This window comes from Microlunatus phosphovorus NM-1 (assembly GCF_000270245.1).
Classification (GTDB): Bacteria; Actinomycetota; Actinomycetes; order Propionibacteriales; family Propionibacteriaceae; genus Microlunatus; species Microlunatus phosphovorus.
Map to the genome: position 1 here is coordinate 2134553 of NC_015635.1, position 18185 is coordinate 2152737.

Here is an 18185-nt window from a genome sequence, read left to right on the forward strand (position 1 = left end):
GCCGGCGCTTTTGCTGAGCGGCTGTGCGGTCGGCCGTAGTGTGCTGTCCACGATTCTTGAGGCTGCAAGCGCGAAACACAATCGCACGAATTTGCAGTGAATCATGCAATCCTCTTGCATGGTTGGCGACCAATAGACCTGGTCGACGGCACCGCGCCCGCACAAGCTGAGGCCTGGTGGCATGGGAACGGCGACAGACGCTTCGGGATGCGTGAGCCCGTACTTGACCCGCCTGGATGAGGGCTTCGACCAGAGTCGAAATCTGGTCGCGAGCTTCCCCTTGACGTAGCAGCCGTGACGCCACGTGTCCTCGTACCGTGAGTACGCAGTTCGCCAGTGCACTCGGGACGGGCTCGGCGTGAGCAACCATGAGGAGATGTTGATGACAGACTCGTACGACTACATCGTGGTTGGCGCGGGTACGGCGGGCTGCGTCATGGCATCCCGGCTGAGCGAGGATCCCTCGGTCCGGGTGCTGCTGGTCGAGGCCGGCGGGCAGGACCGGAATCCGATGATCACGATGCCGGGCGGGCTGCCGTTCGTCTACCAGAACAAGCGGATCGGCTGGGGGATCCAGTCCGGTCCGGAACCTCACGCCGGCGACAAGACGATCGATGAGAAGGCCGGTCGGGTGATCGGTGGCTCGTCGTCGATCAACGCGATGATCTTCAACCGCGGCAACCCGATGGACTTCGAGCAATGGGCCGAAGACGGCCTCACCGACTGGGACTACGCGCACGTCCTGCCGTACTTCCGCACGATGGAGACCTTTGCCGAGGGTGGGAACGAGTGGCGGGGGAGCGAGGGCCCGGTGCACGTGACTCGCGCGAGAGCCGCGCATCAGTTCTACGACGCTTTCCTGCGGGCCGGTGAACAGGCCGGCTTCCACGTCGCCGCCGACCACAATGCCTATCGGCAAGAAGGTCTGCACATTGCTCAGTCGTTCATCGATCAGGGCGTGCGTTGGAGCTCGTCGAAGGCCTACCTGCGGCCCGCGGCGAAGCGCGCGAACCTCACCGTGCTGACCCGTCGGTTGGTCACCTCGATCATCGTCCGGGACGGTCGCGCCGGGGGAGTCACCCTGGTCGAGAAGGGCAAGACGCGTACCATCCGGTGCGACCGCGAGGTGGTCATGTGCGCCGGTGCGATGCAGACACCGAAGCTGCTGATGCTGTCCGGGATCGGGCCGGCCGACGAGCTGCGGCGGCACGGCATCACGGTGGTGGCCGCCGACGACGGCGTGGGCGCGAATCTGCAGAACCATCCCGGGGTGGACATCCAGTTCGGCTCCGCGTACGAGGACTCGCTGACCAGCCAGATCGGGCTGCTGAAGCGACCGCGGATGGGCCTGGAGTACGTGATCAAGAAGCAGGGTCTGGCCACGACCAACTTCTTCGAGACCGGTGCCTTCCTCCGCACCCGCGAAGACGTGACTCATCCGAACATGCAGTACGAGTTCTTGCCACTCACCCGGCAGTTGCGGCGCGGCAAGCTGGTGCCGGTGCCCGGGTTCCAGTTCTGGATGGACCTGGCCCGACCCTTGAGCCGCGGTGCCGTCACGCTGCGTTCGGCCAATCCGGCCGACCAACCGTCGGTGGTGTTCAACCACCTGCAGGAACACCAGGATCTGCGTGACCTGGTTGACGGGGTCAAGCTTGCCCGCGAGCTCGTCCAACAGCCGGCGTGGCAGAAGTACCACCCGGTCCAGCTCACGCCCGGGCCGGACTGCTCAAGCGACGCCGACCTGGAGGCGTTCGTACGCCGTGCGGTCGGCACGTCGTACCACGCGTCGGGCACCTGCCGGATGGGTTCTGAGGTGGGCTCTGTGGTCGATGAGCACGGCAGGCTGCGAGCGGTCGGCGGTATCCGGGTTGCCGATGCGTCGATCATGCCGAAGGTGATCACGGGCAATATCAACGCGCCGGTGATGATGATGGCGGAGAAGATCGCCGACCACGTACGCGGCCGTACGCCACTCCCGCCATCCGCTGCCAGCTTCTACCGGACCCGTCGCAGCTGACTGCACAGAGGTCCACGAGTGCCGCGATCCTCCACCATTTTCGTTACTAGCAAAGGATATTGAACATGACCACGGTCGTCGTCATCGGCGCCGGAGCGGTCGGCTGTGCCGCCGCATTGCACCTGAAGACCGCCGAACCCAGTCTCGACGTGATCGTCGTCGAGCCCGACTACAGCTATGCCAAGGCGGCGACCGGCAAGGGCTCCGGTGGCGTACGCCAGCTCTTCACGCGCCCCGAGAACATCCTCATGTCGCAGTACACCCTTGATGTGATCGAGGACTGGCAGGCCTGGGGGACCATCGACGGCACCCCGCCGCCGGAGCTGAGCTGGCGGCCCAACGGCTATCTGTTCATCGTCGGACCCGCCGACCTGGAGACCCTGGCCGGCAACTACGAGACCCACCTGGCCTGCGGAGTCCAGGCTGAGTGGCTGGAGCAGGCCGAGCTCATCGCCCGCTATCCCGGGCTGGTCAGCACCGACCTCGCAGCCGGCGTCTTGTCGCCCCGGGACGGCTGGCTCAACCCAAAGGTCTTCTTCTCCGTGCTCAAGGCCAAAGCCGAGGCGGCGGGGGTCGAATTCCTCACCGACCGCGTCGTCGGGTTCGATCAGACCGGCGCGGTCGTACGCGCGGTCCAGCTGGCCTCTGGCCGGGTGATCGCGGTCGACTCGGTGGTCAACGCTGCTGGCGTACACGCGCCCGAGCTGGCCGGGCAGCTCGGCATGTCGATCCCGGTGGAACCGATGCGTCGGCACGAGCACTACATCGAGACAGAGCACGACGCCAACCACCTGCCGTTCGTCAAGGATGTCGACGGCTTGGCGGTGCATGCCTATCGGGACGGTGTCTCGGTCGGCAAGGTCGACTTCGACCACCCCGGTGGCGAGGACTTCACCATCGACGCCAGCGACTACACCGATCGCGTCGTACCCGCGATGGCGGACCGGTTCGCCGGTCTGGGTCGGCTCACGCTGCGCGAGTCCTGGACCGGACTGTATGACCAGAACCGGTTCGACGGCAACATGATCCTCGGCAACTGGCCCGGTCAGCTGGACAACTTCTACGTGGCGTGCGGCTTCTCCGGCCACGGCTTCATGCATGCGCTCGCGATCGGGCGCGGGCTCGCCGAGCTCATCACCCGAGGCTCCTACCAGACCCTCGACCTGTCCCGGATGGGCTATCAGCGCATCCTCGACGACCAGCCGTACGCCGAAGAGGGGGTCCGCTGATCGACGTGCGCGAGCTGTGGGGGACAATCTCGCCTGAGATCAATCCATGCCCAGATGAGGAGCACGTGTGTCGGACTTTCAGTTTCCTGGCCTGAACATCGCCCTGGCCACCCCTTTCGACACGAATGGCAAGATCGCCTTCGGCCGGCTCGAGGAGAACATCGAGCGCTACATCGAGGCAGGAATCCAGGGTTTCCTGCTCAGTTCTGGCACCGGCATTCACGTCTACCTCACGCCAGAAGAGTCAGCGGAGCTGGTGGCCCGCGGCGCGAAGATCATCAACGGCCGGGCGAAGGTGATGGCGCAGACCTCCGCGCTTCTGGTCGAAGACGTGGTGGCTCGCACCCGACACGCTGCCGACAATGGTGTGGACGGCGTGATGGTGATGCCGCCCTTCTTCGAGGGCCCGCGGAGCGATGACGATGTGTTCGCGTTCTACGAGACCGTCGGCGATGGCGGGTTGCCGATCATCGGTTACAACGTTCCCGGGGGTGCCGTTCCGACCATCTCGCCCGAGCTGTTCCGCAGGCTCGTCGCCGAGATCCCGAACTTCGTGACTGTCAAGGACAGCAGGGGCGACCTGGGTGCGGAGGCAGAGCTGATCCGCACCGGTCTGCCGGTGCTGAACGGGAGCGACACCCTCGCGGCCTACGCACTCTACGCAGGTGCTGCGGGCGTCATCTGGGGTGGCGCGAATATCGCTCCGACGGCATGCGCCGCTTTCGTCGAAGCCGCCATGCGCGGAGAGTGGGCTCAGGCGCGCGAGCTCTGGCGACCGCTGGAGCCGTTGATGTCCCACCTCGATCAGGGCGACTATGTCCAGTCGGTCTACGCCGCTGCCGAGATCGCGGGCTTCTCGGTGGGCACCCCGCGCCGGCCGTTCAGCCCGCTGCCCGCGGACAAGATCGCGGCACTGCAGACCCTTGTCGAGGAGCTGCTCGCCACCGTGTAGTGGACGGTCGATGCGGGTTGGTGGTCGCGACCGGAAGTTACGTCGCCGTGTCCGACGCCCAGGCACGCACCTCACTGCGTTCTCCTCGGTCCGTTCGGCCGGTGAACCGGTCGTCGTAGCCGGTTTCCACTCGGAGAGTAGGCTTCAGCCACTTGATCCCAGTGCTTCCGCCGGACCCATCCGAGGACCAGGTGGAACTGAGGACGTCATGCCCAGTCTCGTGCACCGCGCCCACTCGACGCCATCAAGACGGACTGTCGCCGCGCCCCCGACCACCACGGCGTTGCCGGGGGAGCGCCCGCTCCGGCTCCGGCTCAAGCCATCGACGGGGTCCGGTGCGGTGGACGGGGCGTGGTGGCCCTACAGCCGCGACCTGGTGCCCGAGGTCCTCGATCTCGTGAACCACTTCCCGTCGGCGTTCGGACGCATCTGCCGTGTCATCTACTCCACCCCGGACTGGGACCGGAACGTTCGTCGTCGGATTCAGGCCGACCGGGTCTTCGTCAGCCTCGGCTCGTTCCCGAAGGACGACACTCACCTGGTCATGCTGAGAAGCACGTCACCCCGAGTGAGTCGCGTTCTCCTGCTGCTGGTGGTGCCGCCTGAGTGGGACGAAAGGACTGCCCGTCACGCGATGCTCGTCGCGGCCAGTCCGAGCAAGGCTGCCACCGGACGGGCGATCTTGGAGGAGTCACGCGACCTCGACCTTGCCGGACGGCTGTCGCACTGGGAGGACGACGGTGGGGAGAGCAAAAGCCCGTCTGGGACCGGCATTGGTTCAAGAACCAACGCCGATGGTGACTGAGCGGTAGGCGTCGAGCCAGAGCGCCAATTGCAGGTGGACGCTGTCGTCACCGCGCCGGATGTCGACTCCGGTCAGCTGTTGGATCCGTTCCATCCGGTAGTACAGGGTTGTCCGATGCACATGCAGGGACTGGGCAGCAGCGGCAACGTCGCCGCCGTGGTCGGCGGGTGACGACCTGCGCGCTTATCCCCTCCGGCAGCACCCAGCCTCCGGCTTTGGCCGGTGCTTCGACCTGGACGCGTACGTCGTGAGGAAGGTGCTCCAGACGGGCGAGTTCGGCGGCTGCGTCGCTGTCGGAGCGCGACAGCAGGATGCCGATCAGCTCCTCGCGACGCCGTCGCTGATCCGCCGCCGCTGCTGATGACGCAGCCAGCACCTCCGCCGCCAGGGTCAGCGCACTCCTGCAGCAGCGCCAGGTGCTCGTCGGTGATCAGGCTGTCGGGGTCCAGCACCCACAAGAAGCCGACCAGGTGCTCGTCGTGGCGGGCCGGTACGCACCAGCGGGCACACATGCCGCGCTCAGGCATGGCCGGCGTACGGACTGGGCCGTCAGCGCGATCCAACCGCAGCTCACGGACGACATCGGCAGCCTGCCGGTCCACATGACGATCCAGGATGGTCGAGGTGCGGGTCTGATCGACCGGGCCACGGGTGCTCCACCACACGGGTCGTTGCCGTCGATCCTCGATCAGCACCGACAGATCCAGGGTCGCTGCCAGCCGGTCGACGGCCACCTGAACCTCAGCGCTGTCGGGCCGAATGCCGCCCTCCTCATTGTGGATATCGTCGGCGCGGACCTTACAGAAGTCGAAACCGGCGCCGATCTTTCCGCATCCGGCAGCGGTGCCTGGCCAAGGCACGACCCTAAGGTCGAGGCACTCCCGAACACGAAAGATGAGAGTCTCGTGACTGCCGACCTGATCGATGAAGCCACACCTGCCCCGGCCCGCACCTACGGAGTCGGGACCGCCGAACGACGAGGGCTTGAGGCAGCCCTGGACGAACTGCGCCGAGCCAGGTTCGACCTGCCACTCATCATCGGCGGTCGTGAGGTACGCAGCCACGTCACCTCATCGATCCGTCCCCCGCACGACCACGCGGCGACCCTCGGTCGTTTTCACGTTGCCTCGCCGGCCGATGTCGAGTCCGCGATCGGCGCGGCCGAGAGCGCCGCCGTCGACTGGAAGCGTCGCAGCAGTCAAGCCCGCGTCGAGCCGTTCCTGCGAGCTGCGGAGATGATCTCGTCCGGGTCATGGCGCGATCGCTTGATCGCGGCCACGATGCTGGAGTTGTCGAAGACGGCGGCGCAGGCCGACGGCGATGTCGCCGAGGTGGCCGACTTCCTGGTCGCCAACGCCGCCAATGCCAAGGCTCCGGAAGGTGTGCAGCCGATCGACACTCCGGGAGTCGACAACCGGGTGGACTACCGGCCGCTCGAGGGCTTCGTGTTCGCGGTATCGCCCTTCAACTTCGCTTCGATGAACAACCTCGCCTTCGGACCGGCGTTGCTGGGCAACACGGTCGTCTGGAAACCGGCCGAAAGCGCCACGCTGGTCGCCCACCTGTCGCTGCAGTTGCTGCGGGAAGCGGGACTCCCCGATGGTGTGGTCAACCTGATCACCGGATCCGGTCCGGCGATCGGCGGCGTGGCGCTACCGCACCCGCACCTGTCCGCGGTCCACTTCACCGGGTCGACGCAGACCTTCCGGCACATCTGGGGCGAGGTCGGCGCGAACATCGCTCGCTATCGGGACTATCCGCGGATCGTGGGGAGACCGGTGGCAAGGACTATGTGCTGATCCACCCCTCGGCCGATGTCGCCGCGGCCGCCGTCGCCTGCGTACGCGGCGCTTACGAATATCAGGGACAGAAGTGCGCCGCGGTCTCCCGGGTCTATGCCCCACGCAGTCTCTGGCCCGCTTTGAAGGAGCAGCTGATCGACCAGATCGCCGTGTTGAAGGTTGGCGACCCGACGCGGCCGGGGATCCACCTGGGAGCGGTGATCAATTCACGCCAGCACGCCAAGCAAGAGGCGGTGCTTGCCCAAGCCCGTCGCGAGGGTGTGGTGCTCGTCGGAGGGCACACCGACGGGTCACGCGGATGGTTCGTGGAGCCGACCCTGCTCGAGGTCAGTGACCCCCGAAGCCCTTATCTGGTGGAGGAGTACTTCGGTCCGATCATGGCCGTCCACGTCTACGATGATGCCGACTGGCACTCGGTTCTTGACTTGGTGGACACCACGAGCGAGTACGGCTTGACCGGTGCCGTCTTCGCCACCGACGAGGCGGCGATCGCCGAGTCCGATCAGGCGCTGCGCTACACGGCAGGCAACTATTACGTCAACGACAAGCCGACCGGCGCGACCGTCGGCCAGCAGCCGTTCGGTGGCGCCCGGGCTTCAGGCACCAACGACAAGGCCGGCACGATCTGGAATCTGATCCGGTTCGTCAGCCCTCGTGCGGTCAAGCACCAGCATCGGCCCGACAGTTCGATGGGACTCTTCGCTCTCGACTGACCGACGAGAAGGAGGTACGGCACCTGTTTACGGCCGAATCAGGTGCCGTACCTCCTTCTCGTGCGTCCGTTCGTGGTGTGGGTCAGTGACGGAGCACGACTTTGCCGACCGTACGGCGTGACTCGAGGGCGCGGAAAGCCTCCGCGACCTCGGCGATCGGATAGCGTGCGCCAATGGAGACGCCGAGCTTCCCTGAGGTGATCCAGTCGAAGACCTGGGCGGCGCGACCGTTCAGCTCCGCAGATGTGCTGATGTGGTGCATCACCGTGGGGCGGGTGAGGTAGAGGGATCCGCCAGAGTTCAGGGCGTTGACATTGATGGGTGGGACGGGACCGCTGGCGCTGCCGATGGCGACGAGCGTGCCGCGGATGCGTAGGGAGCGGAGACTGTCGGCAAAGGTGGTGGCACCGACGCCGTCGTACACCACCGATGCGCCGGTCCCGTCGCTGACCTCGCGGGTGCGGTCGGCGAAGTCGTCGTAGCCGAAGACGTGGTCGGCGCCGTTGACCCTGGCGATCTCGGCCTTCTCGGCGGTCGAGGTGGTGCCGATGACGGTTGCGCCCTTGAGCTTGGCGATCTGGGTGAGCAGCTGGCCGACCCCGCCCGCCGCGGCATGCACGACGACGACGTCGCCTTGGCCGACGGGGAACGTGTCGGTGGTCAGGTAGTGCGCAGTCACGCCCTGCATGAGCGCCCCGACGGCAGTCTCGTCATCGATGTGGTCAGGGATGGCGACGAGCTTGTCGGCGGCGACGGCGACGTACTCGGAGAAGCTGCCCTGGCCACCGGCCAGCCAGCCGACCCGCTGACCGGTGGTGAAGCCGGTGACGTCTTGGCCGAGTGTCGTGACAACGCCGACACCCTCCACACCCGCCGCGAACGGCGCCAGGACCGGGGTCGCGCCAGTGCGCTGTGCGACGTCGAGGAAGTTCACCCCGGAGACAGTCAGTCTCACCAGCACCTGGCCCGGTCCCGGGGTGAACTGGTCGGCCCACTGCTCGGAGTAGACCTCGGGGTCGCCGAACGTGGGGACGACCAGCGTCCGTACCTGCTCTGTCATCGGATATCTCCTCTCGGGTGCGCCACCAGGCGTGGCGTCAACGGCGACCCGTTGTCGCGATGACTATACAGATCTGTTTACCTTGTCCTGAACCTGCAGCCCGTCGTGGTACAACATCCGGATGGCCCTCGAATACGACTCTCTCGGCCATCTCACGCCGGCGGCCGAGAGGGTCCTGGCGACCGCATCAGCGCTCTTCTACGCTCACGGGCTGCATGCGGTGGGTGTCGACCGGATCGCTGAGGAGTCGGGAGTGACGAAGAAGACCCTGTACGAACGCTTCGGGTCGAAGGACGGGCTTGTTCTCGCCTACCTGAAGCGACGTGAGGATCAATGGCGCAACCATCTCGAGCATTGCCTCGAAGAGCACCCGGAGGCAGGTGCGGACCGGGTGCTTGCGGTCTTCGATGCCGCAGACCTCTGGTACACGGGTCGATCCACCAAGGGCTGCAGTGCTGTCAATGCGCGAGCTGAAGCCGGCCCGGAGGACGCCGGGCAGTCCATTCCGGTCGAGGTGACTGCCCAGAAGACGTGGATGCTGCGACGGTTCTGCCAGCTTTGCACCGAGGCAGGGCTGGCTGATCCCGAGCTATTGGCCCGTCAGCTCCTGTTGCTGCTCGAGGGTGCGCTCGTCACGCTTGGTACCCGTTCCTTTGCAGAGCCGATGCAGGTCGCGCGGCAGACGGCACAAGCTCTCATCGCGGGTCGAGCGGCCCCGCGATTTCGATAATCTGCCACACCGATTCGCCTCCCGCGCGTTAGGAGCGCTCAGCGTGCCATGGCGTGGCGGATTATCGAAAACGTGAGCGACGGAACTCAAGTGCTCGGACGGGCTGCTGCTATCTCGCGCTGGGCCGAAGCGACTTGACGGTCTTCATCGGGAATCGTGAGGACACGCGCCGGACATCGGGGATGGTGAGGACGTGGTCGGTGAGGAAGGTCTCGTAGGTCGGGAGATCGGCGACGGCGATCCGGGCGTAGTAGTCGGGCGAGCCGAACATCCGATAGAGCTCAAGCACCTCGTCGAAGGCGGCCATGGTTGTCTCGAAGTGCTCCACGCTGGTCTTGTCGAAGCGAGTCAGCTCGATGTCGAGGATGACCTCGAAGCCCTGGCCGATGGCGACGGGGTCGAGCTGGGCGCGGTAACCAACGATGACGCCGTCGGATTCGAGGCGTTGCACCCGGCGCAGACAGGGACCCGGGGTGAGGTTCACCCGATCGGCAAGCACGGTGTTCGGCATCCGGGCATCCTGCTGGAGAAGAGCGATGATTGCTTGGTCAGTCTTATCCATGCTGAATCATTGCATCGCAGGGTCTTGCGTCAGAAGTATTGGCAATCGAATGGCGGGCTGAGTCTGTCATCGTTGCCGTCGTGTCAGATCAGGTCCTGTCTTTGCGCCGAGCGGAGGCTGCAGCGGGTGTCCATATGTCGTTGTCGGCCGGGCTGGGGATGTATCCGCTTGGCATCGCCTATGGCCTCTTGGTGTTGCAGGCCGGGCTGCCGTGGTGGGTGGCGCCGGCGCTGTCGATCGCTGCGTTTGCCGGGTCGTTGGAGCTGTTGTTGGTCGGACTGATGGTGACCGCGACCCCGTTGGCCACGATCGCGTTGACCACGTTCCTGGTGAACTTCCGGCACGTCTTCTATGCCTTCTCGTTCCCGCTGCGGGTGGTCCGCCATCCGCTCGCCCGCAGCTACTCGGTGTATGCGTTGATCGACGAGGCGTACGCGGTCACCGTCGCGAACCCCGGGGTGTGGTCATCGTGGCGATTGCTGTCGATGCAGGTCGCCTTTCAGCTCTACTGGGTCGGTGGTGGGTTGACCGGCGTGGTGATCGGCTCCTTGCTGCCGGCGCAGGTGGCGGGCCTGGACTTCGCGCTGTGCGCGCTGTTCGTGACCCTGACCCTCGACGCCTGCCGGACGCGCCGGCAAGTGCCGTCGTTGCTGCTCGCCGGAATGACCTTTGCCGCGGCTCTGGTGGTGGCGCCGGGTTCCACGCTGTTCGTCGGATTGCTGCTGTTTGTGGCCGCCTTGATCATCCGGTACGCCGTCACGGCCCGCCGGGATCGGGGTGGTGTGCATGCCTGACACCAGCTATCTGGCGGCGGTGATGGTGATCGTGTTCGTCATCACCGTGGCGTTGCGGGCTCTGCCGTTCGCGATCTTGAACCCGCTGCGGGAGTCGGTGTTCGTGCAGACCATGGCTCAGTGGATGCCGGTCGGGATCTTGTCGATCTTGGCTGTGGCCACCTTCCGCAGTTCCGCCTTTGCCGGCAACGGCCACTTGCCCGCGGCGGTCGTGGCCGTAGGCGTCACCGCGGCCACACACTTGCTGTTCGGGCGTCGCACTCTGCTCAGCGTCGGCCTCGGCACCCTGACCTTCGTGCTTCTGGTGAATCTCTGATGGTGCTTCGCTGACTGTCGCGCATCCCGTGGTGTCGCGGATCAGGCGAAGATGTCATCCAGGGTCGTGGCGGTGGGGATACGCCGGGTCCAGGTCTCCAACTGGCTGGCGGAGGAGGTGCGGATCAACTCCTCGATGTCGGAACCTGCGAACTTGATGCCGAGCAGGTCCAGCAAGGTCTCGGCTCGGCCTTCGACACGCCCTTCATCGCGTCCGCGTGCTTCGCCTTCGGCACGGAGTGGGTCGGCGGTGGTCACCGCCCCGGGCTACGGACGACCGCAGGTGCGCGTGGGCGTCTGGCGCCGCCGGGCCACAGAAGTGGGCGGCTCGGGCGTGAACCGCGGAGGTTTGGCGCCCCCGGGCCACGGACGACCGGCAGGTGCGCGTCAGCCGCGTACACCTGACGCCGCCGGGCCACGGACGACCGCAGGGCTCACACCAGGGCTCCGGAATCTGCGGCGTTGGATGGATTCCCGGCCGGTTTCCGGGTCCGGGACACGACCTACACGTGACCGGACCCGGGCGCCAACAGGTCAGGTCAAAGCCACAATGCCCCGGGACGCGAGCCCCAGGACCGCTGATGGCTCCCGAAGCCGGGGGTCGCCTCCCGAGGAGATCAGCCCTGGATGCTCACCCCTTGGGTCTCCTTCAAGGCGTAGGTGCTCACCAGGCTCACGCCCACCAGGAGAGCCAGCATCGCGCCGATCGCCCAACTGCCGTATGTGGTCAGCAGCGCGGTCGCGACCAGCGGTGGCACGGCACCGCCGAGGATGCCGGCGAGGTTGAACGCCAGGCCGGCGCCGGTGTAGCGGTAGCGGGTGTGGAACTGCTCGGGGATGAAGGAGGCCATCGGGCCGTAGGTGATGCCGAGAATGCCGAAGGTGCCCATGATGCCGAGGATCAGCAACGCAGGCGACCCGGTGTCGAGCAGCGGCATCACGACGAACGACCACGGCACGGCCAGCGCGAAGCCGAGCAGGATGATCGGCCGCCGCCCGCGCTTGTCGCACATGGCCGCCGAGATCGCGGTCATGATCAGCATCGCGACGGCGCCGAGCGCACCGGCGAGCAGCACCAACCAGCGGGGATGCTCCAACACCCGGCTTGCATAACCAGTCAGATAGGTGCCGCCCATGAAGCTGAAGGTGAAGACACCGACCATGCAGCCCGCACCGAACAGCACCTGCTTGGGCTGGTTGCGGAACAGGTCGCCCAGCGGGACCTTGGACACCGAGTGGCTGTCCTTCTCCTTCTTGAACACCGGCGTCTCCTCGATGTTCAGTCGCACATAGAGCGCGACGGCGACCAGGACGGCGCTGAAGAGGAACGGCAGCCGCCAGCCCCAGCTGAGGAAGGCGTCACTGGCCTCGCCGATGGTGGTGCTGACCACGAGGAAGATCAGGTTGGTGAGCAGCAGACCCGCCTCGACGCCCAGCTGGGTGAACATGCCGTAGAAGCCGCGCTTCTCCGGAGCGGCGTACTCAGCACTGAGCAACGCCGAACCCGCCCACTCGCCGCCGACGGCGAAGCCCTGCGTGAAGCGGAAGAACACCAGCAGGATCGGGGCGAGGACGCCGATCATCGCGGCGGGCGGGATCAGCCCGACCGCGATGGTGGAGAAGCCCATGATCAGCAGGGTGGCGACCAGGGTGCGCTTACGTCCGATGCGATCGCCGAAATGGCCGAAGATGGCGGCACCGACCGGGCGAGAGAAGAAGGCGACACCGAAGGTCGCGAACGACAGCAGCGCCGCGATGACCGGGGTCTGCTCCGGGAAGAACACTTTGGGAAACACCAGCGCCGCGGCGGTGCCGTAGATGTAGAAGTCGTAGTACTCGATGGCGGTGCCGACGAAGCTCGCGAAGGCCACCCGACGCATCGTCTGTCGCGACGGCGGAGCCGGGGCTCCCTGGTCGATGCCCGGGCTGCTCATTCACAACTCCTTCGTTGTCTGTCCCGCCGCCGCGGTGTCGCCGGTTCAGGTCGACCCTGCTGGCTAGGCACCTTATCTAAGAGGACTCTCGAAAGAACTCAGGCCCGCTGTCGGGCGAGTCGCCCAGACGAGCACCCCGGACCTGCCGGAGCAGCGGCGGCATAGGGCATGCTGTCGACATGTCGAGTGGGTTCGCATCGTGGTCGGCCGCCGCACGCCTGGCGGCCGCGGCCGTGCTGGGACTGGGCGCCGGGACGATCGTCGGACTGCTGGCGAGCGTGCCGCTGGGAGTGCTCTGCGGCATCGGGGCGATGGCGGCCACCTTCGTCGTCCTCGGGGCCATCGTGCTCTGGCCGATGTCCAGCGGGGCCACCCGGGCTCATTGCCAACGGGAGGACTTCCGCCCGTTCGTCGACGAAGTGGTGATCGTGGCGGCCGCGTTGGCGAGCATCGTGGGAATCATCGTGCTGCTGCTGCTCGGCCAGTCCGCGAGCCGGCAGGTGGCGGCAGCTCTCGGGCTGTTCGGGGTCTTCATGACCTGGGGCATGCTGCACCTGATGTACGCGGCCCGCTACGCACATCTGTACTACTCCGCACCGGTGGGCGGGATCGACTTCAACAGCGACGAGGCTCCGGCATATCGGGACTTCTTCTACTTCAGCTACAACCTGGGCATGACCTTCCAGGTCTCCGACAACAACGTCTCGACCAGTGCCTACCGGTCGGTGATCCTGCGGCACTGCCTGCTCTCGTACGTGTTCGGCACGGTCATCCTGGCCGCCACCATCAATCTGGTCGCCGGCATCGTGACGGGCTGAGAGCGGCCTCAGGGGAGGACCGGCAGCTGGTCCTGGAGGGTCGCCTTGACGGCGGCGTTGCGCAGCAGGGTGAGTGAGGTGATGCCGGGGAGACCGACCAGGTCTTGCGGGGGCCACTCCGGTCGGATGTTGCTGCGGAACTCGTCGTAGGCCTTTTGGGTCAGCGTGCCCCACTTGCCGTCGTGCGCGGAATGGTAGTAGTCGAGCGCGATCAGCCACCGCTGTACGTAGTAGGTGTAGCGGGACACGTACCCACCGCGCGCCGCCTTGATCGTCGACGCCGCCTTGAGCGCTTTCGGCACGCCAAGCCGCCTGAACACAGCCGCGATCTCCGTGGCGAGGGCGGTGGGCTTGAGCTCCAGGTCGGTGATCACAGGATCGATGGGCGCCAGAGTCAGGGCATCCAGCCACAAGGTCGCGACCACCGTCCGCTTCTTGTCGGCGCGCCCGGTGCGTTTCACCACCCACACCCGGCAGCTGCCGTTCTTCTCCTCGACGAGGAAGCCCTCGGCCTCGTCACCCATGTCCGTCGTGTCGATCTCGGCCACCTTGTCCCCGGTGAACGTGAACGCCATCGCCCGCGACTCCTTCTTGGTGCCCACGTCGCGGTGGACCAGGACCAGGCCTTCGTCGGGTCCCTGGGATACCACCACGTGGCCTTGGAAACGCTCCTTCTTGTCCTTCGTCTTGGCCCATCGGGGGATGCGGAAGTCGAACAGTTTGGTGGTGCGGCCGGATTTGGCATCGGACAGCCGGTAGCCGCGGTAGCGGTGGCCATTGCGGATACAAGCGACGTCACCATGGACGGAGATGTCGCCCTCTTTCGGCAGCGACCCGATCACTTGGAAGCTGTTCTGGCCGGAATCGTAGGAGAAGCGGCCCGTCCCCTTGGCTTTGTGTCCGAGCCAGATCATGGTCCGACCGTCTTGTTCGACGCCGATCGAGGATGCGTGTCCACCTTTGGTGATGATGCGTCGGTCGACGTATTTGAGGTTGGCGTGGTGCCGCCGGATCACGACATTCTGCATGCTCTGGCCGCGGACATTGCGGGCCTGAGTGATGAAGTAGTCCCCGGTCTCAGGATCGCGAACCATCCCCTGGATATTGGTCACGCTGCTGGGCGATTTCCAGGCGTTCGTCGCAAAGACGAGAGTGGGACGTGCTTTGACAGACATGCTGGCGCTCCCGGTGACAGGGAATGGTGACTGAAGGACCGGCGGATGCGTTTTCAGATACAGCGAGCGTCAGATGGCAGGAGATGGCAGGGCAATCCTCGGATCCAGTGAGGCTGTCAGCCTGCCACCGATCCGCGAGTTCAGGGACTGGTGAGGATGACCAGTTGCTGAGTGGCGCGGGTCATGGCGACATAGCGATCGACGATGCCCTCGACCCCGGTCCCGAACAGGTCGGGGTCGACCAGCACGACCAGATCGAACTCGAGTCCCTTCACATCCTGCGGTGACAGTGAACGCACCCGGACGGTGTCGGTGACCGTCGGGTCGCCGATCACACAGACCGTGCCCTCGGCATGGGTGGCGAGCCAGTCGTCGATGATCCTGCCCAGGTCGGCGCGCGATCCGTACGCGACCGGGGCCCCGGCACGCCGGATCGAGGTCGGCACGTTCGCATCGGGGATGACGGTCCGGATGACCGGCTCGGCGGCGGCCATCACCTCCGCCGGGGTCCGGTAGTTCACGGTCAAGGTGGCGAGCTCAACCTGATCGAGGCCGACCCGAGCCAGTCGCTCCGGCCAGGACTCGGTGAACCCGTGGCGCGCCTGAGCCCGGTCGCCGACGATCGTGAAACTGCGCGACGGGCACCGGCGCAACAGCATCTGCCACTCGGCGTCGGTCAGCTCTTGTGCCTCGTCGACGATCACGTGGGAGAACGGTCCCGCGAGCAGATCCGGCTCGGTGCTCGGCAGCCCAGCCTCGTCGATCAGGGCCTCCTGGAGATCCCTGCCCTTGAGCATGATCACGTCCTCGGCGTAGCCCTCCAGGTTCTCCATGATGCTCTCGGTGACCCGGTTTCGGACCTCCCGTTCCGCGGCCACGGCTGCCTCGCGGCGACGCTTGCGGGCCACCGACTCTGGATCCCCGAGCCGTAGTCGGGCCGCATCCAGCAGCGGCAGATCGGAGACGGTCCAGGCCTGCGGGTCGTCGCGCTGCAGCGCCCGTACCTCCTCGCGAGACAGCCAGGGTGCGCAGCGACGCAGGTACGCGGGCACCGACCACAGGTCACCGACCAGGTCGGCGGCCTCGATCAAGGTCCAGGCCCGGGTGAACGCAGTTGTCAGCTCATCGTGTTGCCGCAGCAGTCTGCGCAGCTGATCCGGCGGGACGTCGGGGTCGTCTGAGTTGTCGATCAAGATCTCCAGCAGCGCCTCCCACACCTGGTCGCGTGCCTCGTTGTGCGGGGTGCCGGGCTCAGGCGCCTCGAAGGCCTCCGCCCAGTCGGCGGCACTCAGCTCGATGTCGGCCAGGTAGGTCTCGACCAGCAGATCCGCGGTCGGCGGCTCTTCGTACAGGCCCACGGCAGGCTCGATCGCCGTCACCATCCGGGCCGATGACTTCAGCCGGGCCACCTCCGGGTCGATCTCCTCCGTCGCGGTCGCACCTTCGGCGACCAGATCGCGCAAGGTGCAGATCTGCACGCCTTCTTCGCCCAGGCTCGGCAAGACATCGGCGACGTAGGCGAGGTAGGGCCGGTGCGGGCCGATGAACAGCACGCCGCCGCGATGGTCACTCACCCGTGGATCCGCGTACAGCAGGTAGGCCGCCCGGTGCAGCGCCACCACGGTCTTCCCGGTGCCGGGTCCGCCGTCGACGACCAGCGCTCCGTGGGAGTCGGCGCGGATGATCGCATCCTGGTCGGCCTGGATGGTGCCGAGCACCGACTGCATCCGGGGTGACCGGCTGGCCGCGAGGCTCGCGATGAAGGCGGAGTCCTCGTCCGGGGCCGTATGGGTCTGGAGGCCGTCAGCGATGAAGACCTCGTCCCAGTAGTCGGTGATCCGGCCGTTGCTCCAGCGATAGCGGCGACGGCTGGCCAGCCCCAGGGTGTGGGCGTGGGTCGCGGCGAAAAAGGGCTCGGCCGCCGGCGTACGCCAGTCGACGAGCAGCCGCCGACCGGTGCTGTCGGCCAGCCCGATCCGGCCGACGTAGACCGGATCGGAGCCATCGGCGAATACCATCCGGCCAAGACAGACGTCGATGCCGAAGCGACGAAGCAGCCGCAACTGCGCCGATATCCGATGGATCTCCAGATCACGATCGGACGCGCGCCGGCCGGTGCCGGCCGTGGTCTTGCGGAGGCGGCTCAGCTGTTCGTCCAATGCGGCGATCTGTTGGTCCAGGGTGGCGACGACCGCGGCGAAGTGCTGCTCATCACCGGCGATCAGCCGAGCATCGGTCTTGGCGGCGAGGTTGTCCGGCAGTGCGAACACGTGGGTGGGGGCGAGGGTCACGTCATCAGCTCCGAAACGTACGAGATCGTGTGCGGCCGTGATTCTCCCTCGTGACCGGGGTCTTGCGGCAAGCCCCCAGGTGCGTTATACGTTGAAACTGAGGGCGCTTCGATCGACCTCCGTACGCTGACGTTCCGCACCGATGTGACAGACGCCTGCCGCCCCGATGGGCGACAGGCGTCTGTTGTCACACGGCGTCGGTGGTCAGGCTCGGCGTCTGAGCATGTCGTGATCGTGCTGCGCAGTCCTGGGAGGTGGTGTCGAACGACGACCTACTGCGCGGAACCCGAGCACGCACCGGAGTGCGTTGTCGTCGTCGCGGCTAGAACCCCGCCATCCGACTCCTCCGACGCCTTGTCCGGCACGCACCCGGGCGCCTGCTCGCTACCGGCCGCCGTTCAACACCACCCTCCCAGTGAGCTAGAAGCGCATCGGCGGACGGTACGCGGGGTATTCGGCAGAGCCGCCCAGCGGGACGAGACCGCCGGCCACACTCTTGGCAACCCGGGCAACCGTCGACTGCTCGCCGGTGACCGCCGGCGGCATGATGACTACCGGGCAGGTCGCGGAATAGACCAGCCGATGGGCGAACATGGGTCCGGCATGCAGCTGCCGTGGCGCGTCGACCACCAGCAGATCTGCCTCGGCAGCGGCCCGGATCAGGGCCTTCATCTTGCCGCCGCGGACCAGGCGGATCTCGGCGGTGTGATCGTCACCGAGCACGCCGGCAACATCTTCCTCCAGCGTTTGGTGAGCGTGGGCCTCGACGTCGCCGGGCTGCGGGACGTCCACGGCGGGCGCGCCGGCGGGACTGGCCGGCGGAGTAGGCATTCGCCAGGCACGTACGGCGATCAACCGACCGCCACATCGTTCGACCTCATGCTGTGCCCAGGTCAGCGCGGCCTGCGACTTGGATGTCGCGCTCACACCGACCACAACCGTGTAGGGCCGGTTGTCATCAAGATCAGCCATGATGCTCCTTCGT

Annotated in this window: 19 protein-coding genes; 10 read left to right on the forward strand and 9 right to left on the reverse strand. The window is 66.4% G+C overall.

The window, feature by feature from the left end; all coding sequences use genetic code 11:
• Positions 1-382 precede the first annotated feature (382 nt).
• The 4 genes from MLP_RS09670 to MLP_RS26250 all read left to right on the forward strand — a co-directional run bounded on the left by MLP_RS09670 (position 383) and on the right by MLP_RS26250 (position 5006).
• Positions 383-2020, forward strand: a complete 1638-nt coding sequence (locus MLP_RS09670; protein WP_041791862.1) for a choline dehydrogenase — start codon at positions 383-385, stop codon at positions 2018-2020.
• A gap of 65 nt (positions 2021-2085) precedes the next feature.
• Complete coding sequence (locus MLP_RS09675; protein ID WP_013862884.1) at positions 2086-3249, forward strand: NAD(P)/FAD-dependent oxidoreductase; 1164 nt, start codon at positions 2086-2088, stop codon at positions 3247-3249.
• Between the two features lie 67 nt (positions 3250-3316).
• The gene (locus MLP_RS09680) at positions 3317-4201 is read left to right on the forward strand and encodes a dihydrodipicolinate synthase family protein (protein ID WP_013862885.1); all 885 of its coding nucleotides are present in this window, start codon (positions 3317-3319) and stop codon (positions 4199-4201) included.
• A 208-nt stretch (positions 4202-4409) separates the two neighbouring features.
• Positions 4410-5006, forward strand: a complete 597-nt coding sequence (locus MLP_RS26250) for a DUF5994 family protein (protein WP_156821101.1) — start codon at positions 4410-4412, stop codon at positions 5004-5006.
• Here MLP_RS26250 and MLP_RS29470 read toward each other — a convergent pair.
• Positions 4980-5132, reverse strand: a complete 153-nt coding sequence (locus MLP_RS29470) for a helix-turn-helix domain-containing protein (protein ID WP_083843774.1) — start codon at positions 5130-5132, stop codon at positions 4980-4982. The genes MLP_RS26250 and MLP_RS29470 overlap by 27 nt on opposite strands.
• A complete protein-coding gene (locus MLP_RS28940) occupies positions 5078-5866 on the reverse strand; it encodes a GAF domain-containing protein (protein WP_013862888.1) in 789 nt (262 codons plus the stop codon). Before MLP_RS28940 ends, MLP_RS29470 begins: the two co-directional genes overlap by 55 nt.
• Positions 5867-5911: 45 nt before the next feature.
• Between MLP_RS28940 and MLP_RS29210 the strand changes: the two genes are divergently transcribed.
• A complete protein-coding gene (locus tag MLP_RS29210; RefSeq protein WP_013862889.1) occupies positions 5912-6805 on the forward strand; it encodes an aldehyde dehydrogenase family protein in 894 nt (297 codons plus the stop codon).
• Positions 6799-7521, forward strand: a complete 723-nt coding sequence (locus MLP_RS29215) for an aldehyde dehydrogenase family protein (RefSeq protein ID WP_013862890.1) — start codon at positions 6799-6801, stop codon at positions 7519-7521. The genes MLP_RS29210 and MLP_RS29215 overlap by 7 nt, the downstream gene beginning before the upstream one ends.
• An 82-nt stretch (positions 7522-7603) precedes the next feature.
• On the opposite strand, the gene MLP_RS09700 is transcribed toward MLP_RS29215, so the two are convergent.
• The gene (locus tag MLP_RS09700; protein WP_013862891.1) at positions 7604-8581 is read right to left on the reverse strand and encodes a quinone oxidoreductase family protein; all 978 of its coding nucleotides are present in this window, start codon (positions 8579-8581) and stop codon (positions 7604-7606) included.
• Positions 8582-8702: 121 nt separating this feature from the next.
• Between MLP_RS09700 and MLP_RS09705 the strand changes: the two genes are divergently transcribed.
• Positions 8703-9311 carry a TetR/AcrR family transcriptional regulator gene (locus MLP_RS09705; protein WP_013862892.1) on the forward strand — a complete coding sequence of 203 codons (609 nt, stop codon included), beginning with the start codon at positions 8703-8705 and terminating at the stop codon, positions 9309-9311.
• Between the two features lie 109 nt (positions 9312-9420).
• On the opposite strand, the gene MLP_RS09710 is transcribed toward MLP_RS09705, so the two are convergent.
• A complete protein-coding gene (locus tag MLP_RS09710) occupies positions 9421-9873 on the reverse strand; it encodes an Lrp/AsnC family transcriptional regulator (RefSeq protein ID WP_013862893.1) in 453 nt (150 codons plus the stop codon).
• Positions 9874-9953: 80 nt separating this feature from the next.
• Between MLP_RS09710 and MLP_RS09715 the strand changes: the two genes are divergently transcribed.
• Positions 9954-10667 (forward strand): AzlC family ABC transporter permease, encoded by a 714-nt coding sequence (locus MLP_RS09715; RefSeq protein ID WP_269453383.1) that lies wholly within the window; start codon positions 9954-9956, stop codon positions 10665-10667.
• Complete coding sequence (locus MLP_RS09720) at positions 10660-10983, forward strand: branched-chain amino acid transporter permease (RefSeq protein ID WP_013862895.1); 324 nt, start codon at positions 10660-10662, stop codon at positions 10981-10983. The genes MLP_RS09715 and MLP_RS09720 overlap by 8 nt, the downstream gene beginning before the upstream one ends.
• A 41-nt stretch (positions 10984-11024) precedes the next feature.
• Here MLP_RS09720 and MLP_RS09725 read toward each other — a convergent pair whose 3' ends face one another.
• The gene (locus tag MLP_RS09725; RefSeq protein WP_013862896.1) at positions 11025-11240 is read right to left on the reverse strand and encodes a hypothetical protein; all 216 of its coding nucleotides are present in this window, start codon (positions 11238-11240) and stop codon (positions 11025-11027) included.
• A 359-nt stretch (positions 11241-11599) separates the two neighbouring features.
• Positions 11600-12916: an MFS transporter gene (locus MLP_RS09730; protein WP_013862897.1), complete on the reverse strand. Its 1317-nt coding sequence runs from the start codon at positions 12914-12916 to the stop codon at positions 11600-11602.
• 179 nt (positions 12917-13095) lie between these two features.
• Here MLP_RS09730 and MLP_RS09735 point away from each other — a divergent pair, with 179 nt between their 5' ends.
• Complete coding sequence (locus MLP_RS09735) at positions 13096-13734, forward strand: DUF1345 domain-containing protein (RefSeq protein ID WP_013862898.1); 639 nt, start codon at positions 13096-13098, stop codon at positions 13732-13734.
• An 8-nt stretch (positions 13735-13742) separates the two neighbouring features.
• Here the strand turns inward: MLP_RS09735 and MLP_RS09740 are convergent, their stop codons facing one another.
• From MLP_RS09740 to MLP_RS26255, 3 genes are all read right to left on the reverse strand, one after another.
• Positions 13743-14909, reverse strand: a complete 1167-nt coding sequence (locus MLP_RS09740; protein ID WP_156821102.1) for a hypothetical protein — start codon at positions 14907-14909, stop codon at positions 13743-13745.
• A gap of 140 nt (positions 14910-15049) precedes the next feature.
• Positions 15050-17200 (reverse strand): RNA polymerase recycling motor ATPase HelR, encoded by a 2151-nt coding sequence (gene helR, locus MLP_RS09745; protein WP_013862900.1) that lies wholly within the window; start codon positions 17198-17200, stop codon positions 15050-15052.
• A 420-nt stretch (positions 17201-17620) separates the two neighbouring features.
• Positions 17621-18172 carry a universal stress protein gene (locus tag MLP_RS26255; RefSeq protein ID WP_013862901.1) on the reverse strand — a complete coding sequence of 184 codons (552 nt, stop codon included), beginning with the start codon at positions 18170-18172 and terminating at the stop codon, positions 17621-17623.
• Positions 18173-18185 lie beyond the last annotated feature (13 nt).